Source organism: Acinetobacter sp. RUH 2624 (assembly GCF_000162375.2).
Taxonomy (GTDB): domain Bacteria; phylum Pseudomonadota; class Gammaproteobacteria; order Pseudomonadales; family Moraxellaceae; genus Acinetobacter; species Acinetobacter nosocomialis.
Genome location: NZ_KI391939.1, coordinates 2443970 through 2460752, shown reverse-complemented (window position 1 = coordinate 2460752; position 16783 = coordinate 2443970). Strand labels below are relative to the sequence as shown.

The window sequence follows — 16783 nt, the reverse complement described above, 5'->3', positions numbered from 1 at the left end:
ATGATTGATAAGAGGTGGTTTATGAATCAACCTTCTTCAAGATCAGGATTAACGACATTTACCGTAATCATTATTGGGTTATTGGCGTTATTCCTGTTAATTGGAGGTATTTGGCTCGCTACACTAGGCGGTTCAATTTACTACATTGTAGCTGGAGTCTTACTTCTCATTGTTACATGGCAACTCTACAAGCGCGCTTCAACTGCTTTGTGGGTTTATGCTGCATTAATGCTAGGTACTATTATCTGGAGTGTCTGGGAAGTTGGAACAGACTTTTGGGCGCTTGCACCTCGTTTAGATATTTTAGGTATTCTTGGTTTATGGTTATTGGTTCCGGCAGTGACTCGTGGAATCAACAACCTTGGATCAAGTAAAGTTGCCTTATCTTCAACTTTAGCGATTGCAATCGTGTTGATGGTTTATTCTATCTTCAACGATCCACAAGAAATTAATGGTGAGATCAAAACTCCTCAACCAGAAACTGCTCAAGCCGTTCCAGGTGTAGCAGAGAGTGATTGGCCAGCTTATGGTCGTACTCAAGCTGGTGAGCGTTATTCTCCGCTCAAACAAATTAATGACCAAAATGTCAAAGATTTGAAAGTAGCATGGACACTACGTACTGGTGATTTCAAAACAGATAATGATTCTGGTGAAACAACCAATCAGGTTACGCCAATTAAAATTGGTAATAACATGTTTATCTGTACGGCTCACCAACAATTAATTGCGATTGATCCGGCTACTGGTAAAGAGAAATGGCGTTTTGATCCTAAACTTAAAACAGATAAATCGTTCCAGCATTTAACTTGTCGTGGTGTAATGTACTACGATGCAAACAATACTACTGAGTTTGCAACGAGTCTCCAAAGCAAGAAATCTAGTTCTACACAATGTCCACGTAAAGTCTTTGTTCCAGTTAATGACGGGCGCTTAGTGGCTGTGAATGCTGACACTGGTAAAGCATGTACTGACTTTGGTCAAAATGGTGAAGTGAACTTACAAGAGTTTATGCCATATGCTTATCCAGGTGGTTATAACCCAACATCTCCTGGTGTTGTGACAGGTTCAACAGTAGTTATTGCTGGTTCTGTGACAGACAACTATTCAAATAAAGAGCCATCTGGTGTGATTCGTGGATATGACGTGAACACTGGTAAGCTTCTTTGGGTATTTGATACTGGCGCAGCAGATCCAAATGCTATGCCAGGTGAAGGTACAACATTTGTTCATAACTCTCCAAATGCTTGGGCACCTTTAGCATACGATGCCAAACTTGATATCGTTTATGTTCCAACAGGTGTAGGTACTCCAGATATTTGGGGTGGTGACCGTACCGAGTTGAAAGAACGTTATGCGAACTCTATGTTAGCGATTAATGCTTCAACTGGTAAATTGATTTGGAACTTCCAGACAACCCATCACGACTTATGGGATATGGACGTACCGTCACAACCATCTTTGGCAGATATTAAAGACAAATCTGGTAAAACTGTTCCAGCAATTTATGTATTGACTAAAACAGGTAATGCCTTTGTTCTTGATCGCCGTAATGGTCAGCCAATTGTTCCTGTAACTGAGAAACCAGTTCCACAAACAGTTAAACGCGGACCACAGACTAAAGGCGAACATTATTCAAAAACTCAGCCATTCTCTGACTTGAACTTGGCACCACAAGATAAATTGACTGATAAAGATATGTGGGGTGCCACAATGCTTGATCAGCTCATGTGTCGTGTGTCATTCAAACGTCTCAATTACGATGGTATTTATACACCACCATCTGAAAACGGTACTTTAGTTTTCCCTGGTAACTTGGGTGTGTTTGAATGGGGCGGTATGTCAGTTAACCCTGATCGTCAGGTTGCTGTCATGAATCCGATTGGCTTGCCATTCGTAAGTCGTCTAATTCCTGCTGATCCAAACCGTGCGCAAACTGCAAAAGGTGCAGGTACTGAGCAAGGTGTTCAGCCAATGTATGGCGTACCGTATGGTGTAGAAATCAGCGCATTCCTATCTCCGCTTGGTTTACCTTGTAAACAACCAGCTTGGGGATATGTGGCTGGCGTAGATTTGAAAACTCATGAAGTCGTTTGGAAAAAACGTATTGGTACTATCCGTGATAGCTTACCAAAACTGTTCCAATTACCAGCTGTTAAAATTGGTGTTCCTGGTTTAGGTGGTTCAATCTCTACTGCCGGTAATGTTATGTTTGTTGGTGCAACTCAAGATAACTACATCCGTGCCTTTAACGTCACGAATGGTAAGAAATTATGGGAAGCACGTTTACCAGCAGGTGGACAAGCAACACCAATGACTTATGAAATCAACGGTAAGCAATATGTTGTGATCATGGCCGGTGGTCATGGTTCATTTGGTACAAAAATGGGCGACTATTTAGTGGCTTATGCATTGCCAGATAACAAATAAACGTTTGCTATCAAAAAAGCCCAGATTTATCTGGGCTTTTTTATATCGATGTATATAAGCTTATCAATAAAATCGTTATTAAATATGCAAAAAAAGCATTTTATTGATGAATAAAAGCTCGCTATGCTATCCGCCTTAATAATGAATCTACTAGCCATACGCCATGTATTTATATACCGATTTCGACCAGCAGCTGGTTAATGAACGAGTTGCTCAGTTCCGTGATCAGACTGAACGCTATTTAGCTGGCAAACTTTCTGAAGATGAATATCGTCCATTACGTTTGCAAAATGGTTTATATGTGCAACGTTATGCGCCTATGCTGCGTATTGCTGTGCCGTATGGCTTAATGAATTCAAAACAATTACGTAAAGTTGCTGAAGTTTCAACAAAATATGATCGTGGTTATGCACACGTATCAACACGTCAAAACATTCAGTTAAACTGGCCTGCACTTGAAGATGTGCCAGATATTTTGGCAGAACTTGCAACTGTACAAATGCATGCTATTCAAACTAGTGGTAACTGTATTCGCAACACGACAACTGACCAATATGCGGGTGTGGTTGCTGGTGAAATTGCAGACCCTCGCCCAACATGTGAATTGATTCGTCAGTGGAGTACATTCCACCCTGAATTTGCATTCTTGCCACGTAAGTTCAAAATTGCTGTTTCTGCACTTGAAGAAAAAGATCGCGCAGCAACTGCATTCCATGATATTGGTGTTTATATCGTGCGTAATGAGGCAGGTGAAATTGGCTATAAAATTATGGCTGGTGGTGGTTTAGGCCGTACCCCAATCATCGGTAGTGTCATTCGTGAGTTTTTACCACGTGAAGATTTAATTGCTTATTTAGAAGCAGTTCTACGTGTTTATAACTTGCATGGCCGTCGTGATAACAAATATAAAGCGCGTATCAAAATCTTGGTTAAAGCATTAACGCCTGAAGTATTTGCACAGAAAGTTGAAGCTGAATTTGAACACACACGTGAAGCATTAAAAATTCAGCCAGAAATCTTGAAAAAACTGGATGAAGAGTTCACTCCGTTTGATTATCAAGATTTGGCAGATGAAGATTTCACGGATTTATTCGCTGAGCATCCAAAATTCAAACAATGGTTCAATATCAACACGCATGCACATAAAGTGAAAGGCTATCGTATTGTTACGATTTCTCTAAAACGTGCAGGCATCGCACCGGGTGATATGACCACCGAAGAAATGAATTTTATTGCAGATCTTGCTGATAAATATACGTTCGGTGAGCTTCGTACCACTCACGAACAAAATATTGCTTTGGCAGATGTGCCTCAAAAAGATTTGTTTGATGTATGGCAAGCGCTTGAACAACACAATATGGCACGTGCACATATTGGTTTTATTACCGATATTATTAGCTGCCCGGGTGGTGATTTCTGCTCACTTGCAAATGCGAAATCAATTCCAATTGCTGAAGCGATTACACGTCGTTTTGAAGACTTAGACAAAGTTTATGATCTTGGTCATTTAGATCTAAATATTTCTGGTTGTATGAATGCTTGTGGTCACCACCACGTGGGTAACATCGGTATTTTAGGTGTAGATAAAAAAGGCGCTGAGTTCTACCAAATTACATTAGGTGGTAATTCAGACCATGATGCCTCTATCGGTGACATCTTAGGCCCATCATTTGCAGCAGATGCTGTTCCAGACGTTATTGAAGAAGTATTAAATACTTATCTTGATTTACGTACTGAAGGTGAGCGTTTCGTCGATACATATCGCCGTGTAGGAATTCAACCATTTAAGGAGCGTGCATATGCTTAATACAGCTCTACCAGTGCTTTATAAAGACGGCACGATTGCAGACAATACTTATCAAATCATTGCTGAAGATGGTGTGGTTCCTCAAGGTGATGTTGTTGTAACAACAGCTCAACTCGATCAATTAACTAATGTTCAAGGCAAAAAAGCTTTGTATGTGACTGTGAGCGATTCACCAGAAGATCATACATTCCCACTTAGCGAACTCAATGCGATCTTTATTGAGTTTGCCGGCTTTGGTGATGGTCGTGGATATTCATTTGCAGCGTTATTACGTCGTCAAGGTTTCCAAGGTGAACTGCGTGCAACTGGCGATGTGTTTAAGGATGTCTTAAACTACTTAAAGCGCTCAGGTTTTGATAGTTTTGTAATTAAGGAAGGTAAAGATGTGCAAGAGGCGGCAGCTGGTTTGCAAGACTTTACCAACCCGTACCAAGCTTCAACAGCCGTACCGCAAGCAAGTTATCAAACTGGTGCTTAAATAATTTTGAATGAAGAAGCTGAACTTAGGTTCAGCTTTTTTTATAATTACTTTTTAATAAATGAATGAAGAATAAGAATGTTAGGCTTAATTTCAAAAATAAATCCTGGTGCTTGGTGGTTAATATTTGCTATTGCGACAGATGTGCTCTCAACATTTTATTCGGCTAAAGGCAATGGATTAGTTAATAAAACTGCTCAAGGAATTGCTCTAGTTTTATATATTGGGTCTTTTGCATGTGCAGCTATTGCTTTGAAATATATGCAGGCGGGAATTTTATATGTGCTTTGGTCTGGAATAGGTGTATTAGCAACTGCTTTTCTTGCAAAGATTTTTCTTGGGCAGAATATTGATGTAGCTGGATGGGTAGGTATAGGTTTTATTACCGTTGGTTTAATGATTATTGCGCAGTATTCTAATATTAATGTTTAAGCCCCTTATAGAAATAGTAAGTGTCTCTATAAGGGGCTGATCTTAAAAAATATTATGTATCAAGCTGACAGTTAACCATCCACTTTATGCCAAACTGATCGGTAAATGCACCGTATAATGCACCCCAGAAAGTTTTTTCTAATGGCATTTCAACTTGTCCATTTACAGATAGAGCATCGAACAGCTGTTTTGCTTTTTCTTGCTCATCTTTTTCAAGGTTAATTGCGATGTAATGATTATTACCTTTAGTAAATACACTATTCGGGGTACAGAATTGATCGATAGTGTCTGATGCCATGAGTACTGTGTACTCATTAATCGGTAGAGAAACGTGCAGCACTAAATTTTTTTCGGCTTCCGATAATGTTACACCCTCATTAGATGGCATGTCGCTATAACGGCTCAGCATAGCAAATTCACCACCAAAGACCGATTTATAAAAATTAAAGGCTTGTTCTGCCTGACCTTGGAAATTGAGATAGTGATTGAGTTGCATTGTTATTGTCCATTGTTGTTTTCGTTTAAAGGAATAAGTTAAAACTTAAAAGTGATTTTGTGGGTCTTTTTTTGTAAATTTTTCATAAAAAATCCCACCGAAGTGGGATTTTAAACAGGTTTTAATTAAAGAATTTCAATGGCAACAGCTGTTGCTTCACCACCACCAATACAAAGTGCGGCAATACCTTTTTTACCGCCAGTACGTTTAAGCGCATGAATAAGTGTAAGAATAATGCGAGAACCTGTAGAACCTACCGGATGACCTAGGGCACAAGCCCCCCCATTGATATTTACTTTCTCTGCATCAAGTTTGAAATCATCAATTGGGCACATGGTAACCATAGCAAATGCTTCATTAATTTCCCAAAGGTCAACGTCCTGAGCATTCCATCCAGCTTTTTTAAGTACTTTTTCAATAGCGCCAACTGGAGCAATTGTAAATTCTGAAGGATGCTGAGAATTTGAAGCTGTCGCAATAATTTTAGCAAGCGGTTGTAAGCCGCGCTGTGCTGCAACTTCACTCGATGTTAAAACTAGTGCAGAAGCACCATCAGAAATTGAACTCGCGTTTGCAGCGGTAATTGTACCGTCTTTTGCAAAAGCTGGTTTAAGTGAAGGAATTTTATCAATCTTCGCATTTAAAGGTTGTTCATCTTGGTCAACAATCACATCGCCTTTACGTGTAGAGACAGTAACAGGGACGATTTCATCTTTGAAATAGCCTTCAGTAATTGCAGTTTGAGCACGTTTTAAAGAGCGAATGGCAAAGTCATCCATTTGCTCACGTGTATAACCACGTGTATTTGCCATATCTTGAGCAAATGAACCCATTAAACGACCTGTTTCAGCATCTTCTAAACCGTCGAAGAACATATGGTCTTTAATTTCGCCATGACCCATACGGTAACCAGCACGTGCTTTGGGCAATACATAAGGAGCATTAGTCATTGACTCCATGCCACCTGCAACCACAATTTCAGCACTGCCTGCTTTGATCATGTCTGCTGCTTGCATCACGGCTTTCATGCCTGACCCACAAAGCTTATTAATCGTCACTGCACCTGTAGAATCAGGTAAACCAGCTTTACGCATCGCTTGACGAGCAGGGCCTTGTTTTAAACCCGCAGGTAGTACACAACCCATAATGACTTCTTCGACATCAGTAGGTTGCAAGCCTGCTCGTGCGATTGCTTCTTTAATTGTTACTGCACCTAGTTCAGGAGCAGTTAAACCAGATAGTGATCCTTGAAAACCACCCATAGCAGTACGAGCACCATTAACAATTACGATGTCAGTCATTGTTGTAATCTCCGATTGTTCTTTATCTCAAATTAAGAAAACATTAAAACTTAAGCAGTATATTGCAAAATGAGGGATGTATTGGTCTCGGCATTAGACTGTAGAGTTCTAACAATTTTTTAATTCTTCGACACGCACATGCCCCATTTTGCTAAGAACTAATTTAAAATTTTTAAGCTGATCATAAGAACAGTACATAAAACTACCATTAGACTCGATTGGAAGTCCCGAGCTACCTTGAAAAACAATACTATTTTGTTTTTTACCAAAACGTTGTAATTTCATAGAACCATAAGTATGGTTAAGATCTATAGAGGTTAATAATTCTTCATTTAAATCATGCTGTAGATTGCGGTTACTATCTACGAAGCTGATTAAGTGTTTATTCCAATCTGTATTACAGATTACCTGATCTGAACTTGGACACAGAACAATGTTCTTATGCTGAATAATTGCGTCCGATTTGGCTTTTTGTATATGAATTGTGAGTACGCGCGAAGTATTTTTTAATTCTACAGATGCCATAAATTGATGGTATAAAGGAATGGCTATAACTGACATAATCACAAGAATTACGAGGGTTATAGAGAGCTCAACTATAGTAAAACCAGGAGATCTAAACATTAAGAAACCTTAATATATGTATAAATAGAGCAATTTTATGTTTTCTGACAATGATTTATATTATTTTTTATAATAAGGAAACACAAAATTAAATAAGGGTTATCAGTTGGCTAGAATACTGGTAAAATCACCGCAAGCGAAACAAAGAAGTTATTCATTTTTGCTAGTTGAGTAAAAAATTACCGAATTACAACGGAAATTGTAAGTAATTTTGTCAATAATTTACTTGATTAAAATTATCAAGCACTTGGAAAGTTTATCAAGTGTTTGTATGATTCAAATGTGAATAGCTTAAAAATAATACTGGGGTAAAAATATCTCAGGGGCCAATAAATTTAGGCTGAGCTTGAACAACAATTGTTATCTCTGGAGGATATCCATGAAATTGAGTCGTATTGCACTTGCTACTATGCTTGTTGCTGCTCCATTAGCTGCTGCTAATGCTGGCGTAACAGTTACTCCATTATTGCTTGGTTACACTTTCCAAGACAGCCAACACAATAACGGTGGTGACAAAGGTAGTTTAACAAATGGACCTGAGCTACAAGACGATTTATTCGTTGGTGCAGCTCTTGGTGTTGAATTAACACCATGGTTAGGTTTCGAAGCTGAATATAACCAAGTGAAAGGCGATGTAAACGGCGCTTCTGCTGGTGCTGAATACAAACAAAAACAAATCAATGGTAACTTCTATGCTACCTCTGATTTAATTACTAAGAACTACGACAGCAAATTTAAGCCGTATGTATTATTAGGTGCTGGTCACTACAAATATGACTTTGATGGCGTAAACCGTGGTACACGTGGTAACTCTGAAGAAGGTACTTTAGGTAATGCTGGTATCGGTGCGTTCTATCGCATCAACGATGCTTTATCACTTCGTACAGAAGCTCGTGGTACTTATAATTTTGACGAACAGTTCTGGAACTATACAGCTCTTGCTGGTTTAAACGTAGTTCTTGGTGGTCACTTGAAGCCTGCTGCTCCTGTAGTAGAAGTTGCTCCAGTTGAACCAACTCCAGTTGCTCCACAACCACAAGAGTTAACTGAAGACCTTAACATGGAACTTCGTGTATTCTTTGATACTAACAAATCAAACATCAAAGACCAATACAAGCCAGAAATCGCTAAAGTTGCTGAAAAATTATCTGAATACCCTAACGCTACTGCACGTATCGAAGGTCACACAGATAACACTGGTCCACGTAAGTTGAACGAACGTTTATCTTTAGCTCGTGCTAACTCTGTTAAATCAGCTCTTGTAAACGAATACAATGTTGACGCTTCTCGTTTGTCTACTCAAGGTTTCGCTTGGGATCAACCGATTGCTGACAACAAAACTAAAGAAGGTCGTGCTATGAACCGTCGTGTATTCGCGACAATTACTGGTAGCCGTACTGTAGTAGTTCAACCTGGTCAACAAGCTCAATAATTTGAGTTTCTGAACAGTAAAAAAGCGACTCGTTAGAGTCGCTTTTTTTATTGCGATTTTTAAAATATTTTTTCATTTCTCTATCTCCTTGATAATATGTACTCAGTTGTTCATGGTTAGATCAGTTTTACCAAACACCTTTTTTTAATTGCTGTTTAGTATCTTGTCTATCTCGACGATGCTGTGCACGAGGTTTTTCTGTCTCATGCATGCCACCTTTTTGAAGTAAAGGTGAAAGGGCTACGTGGTTGCGAGCCTTAATTTTTGGCATTTCTTTAATTTTCATGTTTTAACCTTTAATACATAAAACTTGTTTAAGTGTATGGACCACTTCAATAAGATCTGACTGGTTCGCTATAACTTCATCAATGTCCTTATAAGCGCTTGGAATCTCATCGACAACACTACTGTCTTTACGACATTCAATTCCTTGCGTTTGTTCAATTAAGTCTTGTTGATTAAAAAGTATTTTTGCCTTGCTTCGGCTCATTTTGCGGCCAGCTCCGTGAGAGCAAGAACAAAAAGACTCAGGATTAGCTTTTCCTCTAACAATATAAGAGCGTGCTCCCATAGAACCTGGAATAATTCCTAACTCATCTAAACCCGCTCTAATCGCTCCTTTTCTGGTAACTAAAAGATTTTCACCAAAATGGGTTTCTCGACTTACATAATTATGATGGCAATTAATTGCTTCTTTTGTCATTTGAAAAGAGGGTAGAAGAGGTCGAATTGCTTCTAAGATTAATCGCATCATTTCTTTGCGATTTTCGAAAGCATATTCTTGTGCCCATTCCACAGCTTCTACATAATCATTGAAACTGTTTGAACCTTCAGCAAAATAACTTAGGTCTTTATCAGGTACATGCCCGAAGCGATGTTGTGCTTCTTTCTTGGCGAGTTCAATAAAATAAGTACCAATGACATTACCAAGACCGCGACTACCTGAATGGAGCATGACCCATACATCTTGATTTTCATCAATACATAACTCTATAAAATGATTACCACCTCCTAATGTCCCTAATTGTTTTTGCCAAGTTGCATCAAACTGCCGAAGCATACGAACTAGACCTGGATGTTTCTTTATAATCGGTTGTAAACGCTTTTCGAGTGGAATAATACTCGACGCTTTAGCTTTGATCTGTTTATGTAAAGCAAAACCGACGGGTACTTTACGTTCGATTGCATCACGTAAACGGCTTAAGTTATCTGGAAGTTGTGACGCTTTTAGACTCAAACGAATTGCATTCATTCCACAACCAATATCTACACCGACTGCAGCTGGAATAATTGCATGTTTAGTCGGAATAACACTACCTACAGTCGCGCCTTTTCCTACGTGAACATCTGGCATAACAGCAATATGTGAGTATATGAATTGCAGTTGTGCCATTTTCTTTAGTTGTTCGATACTTTCACTATCTATATCTTGAGTGAAAATTTTAACCGGCACACCATACAGTGCCTCTTCGTTTAATATTTTTTGTATGCCCATAATTTTTCTCTTATTTTTCTGTCCGAATAGGCATAAAAAAACCTAGCGAATGCTAGGTCTTAAATTCGAGCATTCGGACAAGTGAATTAAATTTGTACACTTGTCCGTGAGCTGACATCGTGCCAAATCGTTACTGTGTTTTACCTTGTAGTGTTGGCATGATGTCCTCCTTTTTTAAAAAGTGCCGTTGAAAATCTGAACGGCATTTTACCTGTTTTTAACTAAAGATCAAGTTTTTGACATTTAGATATTTTTGATTAGCTCTTTAAGCTTACTATTAATCTTGCTCTGGTTTTACATCCATTTGATCGTAAGGTATTAATTTAGTCTTATTTTTCCATTTATATCCGAGCCAAATTACTAAGAATAAAGGCAAGCTAATATAGGTAGAAAGTAAGCCCATCCAGTCAATTTTTCCACCTAAAACAGCTTGATAGTTCTGGCCAAGGATAATGACAGAACAAAGAATAAAGGCAAACCATGGAGCAAATGGGAAAAACTTAGCACGGTAGGCAAGATCGTCGAGCTTATAACCTTGAGCAATATAACCTTTACGGAAACGATAATGTGAAATTGCAATACCTAGCCAAACAATGAAACCACACATCCCAGACATATTGAGAAGCCAGTTAAAGACTTGTTTTTCCCCAATAAAAGTCGTTAAGAAGCAGAATGCAGCAATAAATGTAGTCGCATATAAGGCATTCATTGGAACACCACGATTGTCGAGTTTTGCAAACCATTTTGGTGCGCGGCCTTGTTGAGCCATATCAAATAACATACGGGTAGAAGAATACATACCTGAGTTACCTGCCGACAAAATAGCTGTCAAAATAACCGCATTCATTAAGCTCGCAGCGAAAGCAAAGCCTACTTTTTCATAAAGCAAGGTAAAAGGAGAAAGTGCAACATTTTCTGTTGTCGCAGCTTGTAATAGGTTTGGATCATCATAGGCAATGAGTGTACCGATAATGAAAATACACAATACATAGAATAATAAAATTCGCCAGAAAATCTGTTTAATCGCAAGTGGTATCGTTTTCTTTGGATCTTTCGATTCACCCGCAGCCACACCCACCATTTCGGTTCCCTGAAATGAGAACCCTGCAATCATGGCAACACCAATCATGGCTTGTAAACCACCTACAAAAGGCGCATCTTTGTAAGTCCAATTACCAAAAGTAGCCACACCTGGTGTCAACATCACCTTAATAATCATGGCAATACCAATGATAATGAAGGCAACAATAGCGATAACTTTAACCATTGAAAACCAGAATTCGCTTTCGCCAAATCCTTTTACACTCATCGCATTAATCATAAAAATAATGACGAGGAAGAGCGCACTCCAATAGAACCCGGGAATATCTGGAAACCAGAACTTCATAATAAACTGTACTGCAACGAGTTCAAACGCAACCGTGATTGCCCAGTTATACCAGTAGTTCCAACCTAGTGCGAAACCAAAGCCTTCTTCCACATAGCGACTGCCATAGGTGAAGAATGCGCCAGATGTCGGTGTATGAGTTGCAAGTTCGCCCAAGCTGGTCATTAAGAAATAAATCATAATACCAATGAGGGAATAGGCGAGTAACGCCCCACCTGGACCTGCATTTGCAATGGTTGAACCAGAAGCAAGGAAGAGACCTGTACCAATGGAACCACCAATGGCGATCATATTCAGATGACGAGCCCCAAGCTTTCGCTGGAGTTTTTCAGGAGCATGTGTTTCGCTCATGGAGATTCCTTACATAGTTTGTTATGCACAGGCATATAACACCTTAAAGCCTTGTAGATCAGTTTTAATCTCACACTGACCAAAGTGCTTCTCGATTAAGATCGGATAGTTTAAAAAACGGTTTGCTACAATCCATAGCTCACCTGATGCCTTTAAATGTTTTTTAGCGTTCTGGCAGAGTCCTTCACTTGCATCGTAGTTGGTATGAATACCTTGATGAAAGGGGGGATTACTGACAATGGCATCAAGTTCTGTTGGGGCGTCTGCAATTCCCGTAACGGGCTGCAATCTCAACTGGTCTGAACCTATTCCATTTCGACTAAAAGTCATTTCCGTTGACCGTAAAGCGAAGGCATCAATATCTAGGGCATGAATAATATTACTTGAATTTACTTTTGCCAAATAGCAACTGATAATTCCCGCACCACACCCGAAGTCGGCAATTCTACCTGATTTCACCTGATTTAGATAAGGGAGTAAAACAGCAGTTCCGACATCTAGATGATTTTGACTAAAAACGCCAGGTAGCGCGCAAATGGTAAGTTCTTGTTCATTTGCTTGAACAGTATAGGTTTTTAACCAGCTTTCAAGAGGCTTGATTTTTTCAGTTTTTTCAATTTTTAAATGCCATAATTGACAATGGCGTGCACTATCGAGTTTAAGTATCTGGCCAAAACTTTGTAATTGTTTAGCTGCTCTTTCAACACCGCCTTTTTTCTCGCCTACTAGAAAAACTGATTGATCAGCCTTTAAATGGCTCATCACTACATGCAATATATAGTTTAAAAGCTCTTTTGATTTAGGCACAAAAATTAAAGCCTGATCAAATTCTTGTGATGGAAACTCAACTGAGAAATGTGCTGGGGTACCTGTATTAATGAAACCTTGGTAGTCGGCATAATTCCATGTCCAGACTGAGGCATCAACCGCAGTAGGTAATTGACTGACTAAGGCATCATTGGGTGCATTAATCAACAAGAGTCTACCTTTTAAATAGTCTTGCTGTCTTAATACCACTTCACTTCTAGGATCCATGTACATCTCTCATGAAGAAGAATGCCCAGTGGAAACTGGGCAGTAATCAAAAAATTAAAAAATAGGTTATTTGTGGGTTTCAGGCAGAACAATATTTAAAATTAGTGCTGCAATACCACCTGTTGCTACACCAGAACTAAAAATATTTTTAAATAACTCTGGCAAGTGCTCCAAAATTTGTGGAACTTGGGCAACACCTAAACCGAGTGCAAGTGAGATTGCAATAATTAAAAGTGCGCGACGATCGAGATGGATAGATGAAAGAATGTTAATGCCTGAGGCAGCAACTGCACCAAACATTACCATAACTGCTCCGCCTAATACTGCCTGTGGTACAGCTTGTATTACACCCGCTACAGCTGGGAATAGCCCTAATATAATGAGTAAAGCTGCAATCCAGATCCCTACGTAACGACTAGCCACCCCCGTGAGTTGAATAACACCATTATTTTGGGCAAAAACAGAACTAGGGAAAGTATTAAATAATCCTGCAAGTAAAGAGTTTGCGCCATTTACTAACACCCCACCTTTAATGCGTTGCATCCACTGAGGGCCATCTACAGGTTGGTTTGAAAGTTTGCTGGTTGCTGTGACATCACCAATTGCTTCTAATGAAGTCACCAAATAAATGAATGCCATTGGAATAAATAAGCCCCATGAGAAGCTTAAGCCAAAGTGCATTGGTGTTGGAATTTGAATGACTGGGGCGTCTTTTAGACCAGAGAAATCTAAATAACCCATGAAGCCGGCAAGAATGTAGCCAATAACTAAAGCAATCAAAATAGCTGAGCTTTTAATCCACACTATGCGTATGCGATTTAAGACAATAATGATGGCAAGAACTGTACAAGACATTATAAGGTTATCGGAACTTGCAAAAGTATGATCTTGCATGGCTTGATAACCACCACCCATACTAATCAAGCCTTCCTTAATAAGTGTCAAGCCAATCAGAAGTACAACAATACCTGTCACAAGCGGAGTAATCAGTCTTTTTACCCATGGCAGAATTTGTGAAACACCCATTTCAATAAATGAACCAGCAATCACCACACCAAAAATAGCAGCCATAACTTGATTTACTGGCGTACCTGCAGCAACCATTGCACTACCGATACCAATAATTGGTCCAATAAAGTTAAAGCTTGTTCCTTGAACAATGAGTAGACCTGCACCGAAAGGACCAACTTTTTTGCATTGTAAGAAAGTTGCAATTCCTGAAATGACCAAAGACATGGATAAAATCATGTTAGTTTCGGTACGTGAAACGCCCAAAGCTAAACAAATGAGAAGTCCAGGTGTAACAATCGGGACAATAATTGCAAGCAAATGTTGAAAAGCTGCTAGAAAAGCCACGAAGGGTTTTGGTCGGTCATCTAGTCCATAAACGAGGTCAAGATGGTCTTGTGATGGTTGATTGGACATGGGGGTAAGTACGCCGCAATTTCGCAAATTGGCGCTATTCTAATCGAGATACCTATCTTTACAAAACGAAATACAAGCTATTGGGAAATTTTTTTGTCAATGTCAATAAACTGTCACTACTCAAGAGTAGTGTTTTTCTGTATAATTTGCCCTCAAATTTCAGGCGTTTCTAATTTTCATGTCAGATATCAAAAATCTCCGTAATATCGCAATTATTGCGCACGTCGACCACGGGAAAACCACACTTGTCGATAAACTACTTCAGCAATCAGGTGCTCTCGGTGACCGAGCAGGCGAGATTGAGCGTGTCATGGACTCGAATGCGCTTGAAAGTGAACGTGGTATTACCATCTTAGCGAAAAACACTTCTATTACTTGGTTGGATAAGCGTACTGATACAACTTACCGTATCAACATCGTGGACACCCCGGGACACGCCGACTTCGGTGGTGAAGTAGAACGTGTTATGTCGATGGTTGACTGCGTATTACTTCTTGTTGACTCTCAAGAAGGCCCAATGCCACAAACTCGTTTTGTGACACAAAAAGCCTTTGCTCGTGGTTTAAAACCAATCGTTATTATCAACAAAGTTGATAAACCAAGTGCGCGTCCAGACTGGGTAATCGATCAAGTATTTGATTTGTTTGATAACCTTGGTGCAACTGATGAGCAACTTGATTTCCCAATCGTTTATGCATCAGGTTTACGTGGTGTAGCGGGTCCTGCTCCTGAAGAACTTGCAGAAGATATGACTCCGTTGTTCGAAACGATTGTAGACATCGTTGAACCACCAGCGGTTGACGTTGATGGTCCATTCCAAATGCAGATTTCATCACTTGACTATAACAGCTTCGTAGGCGTTATCGGTGTTGGTCGTATTCAACGCGGTTCAGTAAAATTAAACACTCCTGTTACTGTAATTGACAAAGATGGCAATACACGTAACGGTCGTATCTTAAAAATCATGGGTTACCATGGTTTAGAGCGTATTGATGTTGACTCAGCATCTGCTGGTGACATCGTATGTATTACTGGTATTGATGCTCTTAACATTTCTGACACGATTTGTGATCCGAAAAATGTTGAAGCATTACCAGCTTTATCTGTAGATGAACCTACAGTATCTATGACTTTCCAAGTTAACAACTCTCCGTTTGCTGGTAAAGAAGGTAAATTCGTAACTTCACGTAATATCCGTGAACGTCTTGATCGCGAATTAATTCACAACGTAGCTTTACGTGTTGAAGATACTGACAGTCCAGACCGTTTCAAAGTATCTGGCCGTGGTGAACTTCACCTTTCAGTTTTAATTGAAAACATGCGTCGTGAAGGTTTTGAAATGGGCGTATCACGTCCACAAGTAATCATCAAAGAAATTGATGGTGAAAGACAAGAACCTTACGAAAACGTAACGTTTGACGTTGAAGAACAGCATCAAGGTGCTGTAATGGAACAAATGGGTCACCGTAAAGGCGAAATGACTAATATGGAAGTTGACGGTAAAGGCCGTATCCGTATTGAAGCGACTGTTCCTTCACGTGGTCTTATCGGTTTCCGTTCTGAATTCTTGACTATGACTTCTGGTACAGGGATCATGACTTCAAGCTTCTCGCATTATGGCCCTGTTAAACAAGGTACTGTTGCGAAACGTCAAAACGGTGTGTTGATTTCTATGGTTCAAGGTACTTGCTTGGGCTATGCATTGTTCAGCTTGCAAGACCGTGGTCGTTTGTTCGCTAAACCACAGTTAGAAGTTTACGAAGGTATGATCGTGGGTATTAACTCTCGTTCAGACGATATGGTTGTAAACCCAACTAAAGCGAAACAATTAACTAACGTTCGTGCATCTGGTACAGATGATGCTTTAACTTTAGTACCAGCAATTGAATTTACGCTTGAACAAGCGCTTGAATTCATTGAAGATGACGAGTTAGTAGAAGTTACTCCAAAATCAATCCGTATCCGTAAGCGTTACTTGACTGAAAACGAACGTAAACGTAATCGTGATAAATAATTTTTCTTAAATGGAAAAAGACAAACCGCTAAATTCGTTTAGCGGTTTTTTATTGCTTACTGGTAAAGCTGAAAGTAAA

Annotated in this window: 14 protein-coding genes; 6 read left to right on the top strand and 8 right to left on the bottom strand. The window is 39.4% G+C overall.

What is annotated here, in order from left to right:
* Nucleotides 1-21: 21 nt before the first annotated feature.
* From HMPREF0014_RS18115 to HMPREF0014_RS18100, 4 genes are all read left to right on the top strand, one after another.
* Nucleotides 22-2427: a glucose/quinate/shikimate family membrane-bound PQQ-dependent dehydrogenase gene (locus HMPREF0014_RS18115; protein ID WP_002051504.1), complete on the top strand. Its 2406-nt coding sequence runs from the start codon at nt 22-24 to the stop codon at nt 2425-2427.
* Between the two features lie 163 nt (nt 2428-2590).
* Nucleotides 2591-4234, top strand: a complete 1644-nt coding sequence (locus HMPREF0014_RS18110) for a nitrite/sulfite reductase (RefSeq protein WP_004712033.1) — start codon at nt 2591-2593, stop codon at nt 4232-4234.
* Nucleotides 4227-4712 (top strand): DUF934 domain-containing protein, encoded by a 486-nt coding sequence (locus tag HMPREF0014_RS18105; RefSeq protein ID WP_020992280.1) that lies wholly within the window; start codon nt 4227-4229, stop codon nt 4710-4712. Before HMPREF0014_RS18110 ends, HMPREF0014_RS18105 begins: the two co-directional genes overlap by 8 nt.
* 78 nt (nt 4713-4790) lie before the next feature.
* Nucleotides 4791-5144 (top strand): SMR family transporter, encoded by a 354-nt coding sequence (locus tag HMPREF0014_RS18100; RefSeq protein WP_002051463.1) that lies wholly within the window; start codon nt 4791-4793, stop codon nt 5142-5144.
* A 52-nt stretch (nt 5145-5196) separates the two neighbouring features.
* On the opposite strand, the gene HMPREF0014_RS18095 is transcribed toward HMPREF0014_RS18100, so the two are convergent.
* The 3 genes from HMPREF0014_RS18095 to HMPREF0014_RS18085 form a co-directional block, all read right to left on the bottom strand.
* A complete protein-coding gene (locus tag HMPREF0014_RS18095) occupies nt 5197-5640 on the bottom strand; it encodes a VOC family protein (protein ID WP_006580337.1) in 444 nt (147 codons plus the stop codon).
* Nucleotides 5641-5765: 125 nt separating this feature from the next.
* A complete protein-coding gene (locus HMPREF0014_RS18090) occupies nt 5766-6941 on the bottom strand; it encodes a thiolase family protein (RefSeq protein WP_004712038.1) in 1176 nt (391 codons plus the stop codon).
* A 108-nt stretch (nt 6942-7049) separates the two neighbouring features.
* Nucleotides 7050-7565, bottom strand: coding sequence for a GspH/FimT family pseudopilin (locus tag HMPREF0014_RS18085; protein ID WP_006580338.1), 516 nt, complete (start codon nt 7563-7565; stop codon nt 7050-7052).
* Between the two features lie 379 nt (nt 7566-7944).
* Between HMPREF0014_RS18085 and omp38 the strand changes: the two genes are divergently transcribed.
* Nucleotides 7945-8997, top strand: coding sequence for an outer membrane protein Omp38 (omp38, locus tag HMPREF0014_RS18080; RefSeq protein WP_006580339.1), 1053 nt, complete (start codon nt 7945-7947; stop codon nt 8995-8997).
* Nucleotides 8998-9124: 127 nt separating this feature from the next.
* On the opposite strand, the gene HMPREF0014_RS26105 is transcribed toward omp38, so the two are convergent.
* The 5 genes from HMPREF0014_RS26105 to HMPREF0014_RS18055 form a co-directional block, all read right to left on the bottom strand.
* Nucleotides 9125-9283, bottom strand: coding sequence for a hypothetical protein (locus HMPREF0014_RS26105; RefSeq protein ID WP_004712046.1), 159 nt, complete (start codon nt 9281-9283; stop codon nt 9125-9127).
* Nucleotides 9284-9286: 3 nt separating this feature from the next.
* Nucleotides 9287-10492 (bottom strand): RtcB family protein, encoded by a 1206-nt coding sequence (locus HMPREF0014_RS18070; RefSeq protein WP_006580340.1) that lies wholly within the window; start codon nt 10490-10492, stop codon nt 9287-9289.
* A gap of 277 nt (nt 10493-10769) precedes the next feature.
* The gene (locus HMPREF0014_RS18065) at nt 10770-12230 is read right to left on the bottom strand and encodes an amino acid permease (RefSeq protein ID WP_006580341.1); all 1461 of its coding nucleotides are present in this window, start codon (nt 12228-12230) and stop codon (nt 10770-10772) included.
* A 21-nt stretch (nt 12231-12251) separates the two neighbouring features.
* The gene (locus HMPREF0014_RS18060; protein WP_002051385.1) at nt 12252-13265 is read right to left on the bottom strand and encodes a class I SAM-dependent methyltransferase; all 1014 of its coding nucleotides are present in this window, start codon (nt 13263-13265) and stop codon (nt 12252-12254) included.
* Nucleotides 13266-13331: 66 nt separating this feature from the next.
* Nucleotides 13332-14690 carry a uracil-xanthine permease family protein gene (locus tag HMPREF0014_RS18055; RefSeq protein ID WP_004885351.1) on the bottom strand — a complete coding sequence of 453 codons (1359 nt, stop codon included), beginning with the start codon at nt 14688-14690 and terminating at the stop codon, nt 13332-13334.
* A 178-nt stretch (nt 14691-14868) separates the two neighbouring features.
* Here HMPREF0014_RS18055 and typA point away from each other — a divergent pair, with 178 nt between their 5' ends.
* Complete coding sequence (gene typA / locus HMPREF0014_RS18050; protein WP_004712053.1) at nt 14869-16704, top strand: translational GTPase TypA; 1836 nt, start codon at nt 14869-14871, stop codon at nt 16702-16704.
* Nucleotides 16705-16783: the final 79 nt, after the last annotated feature.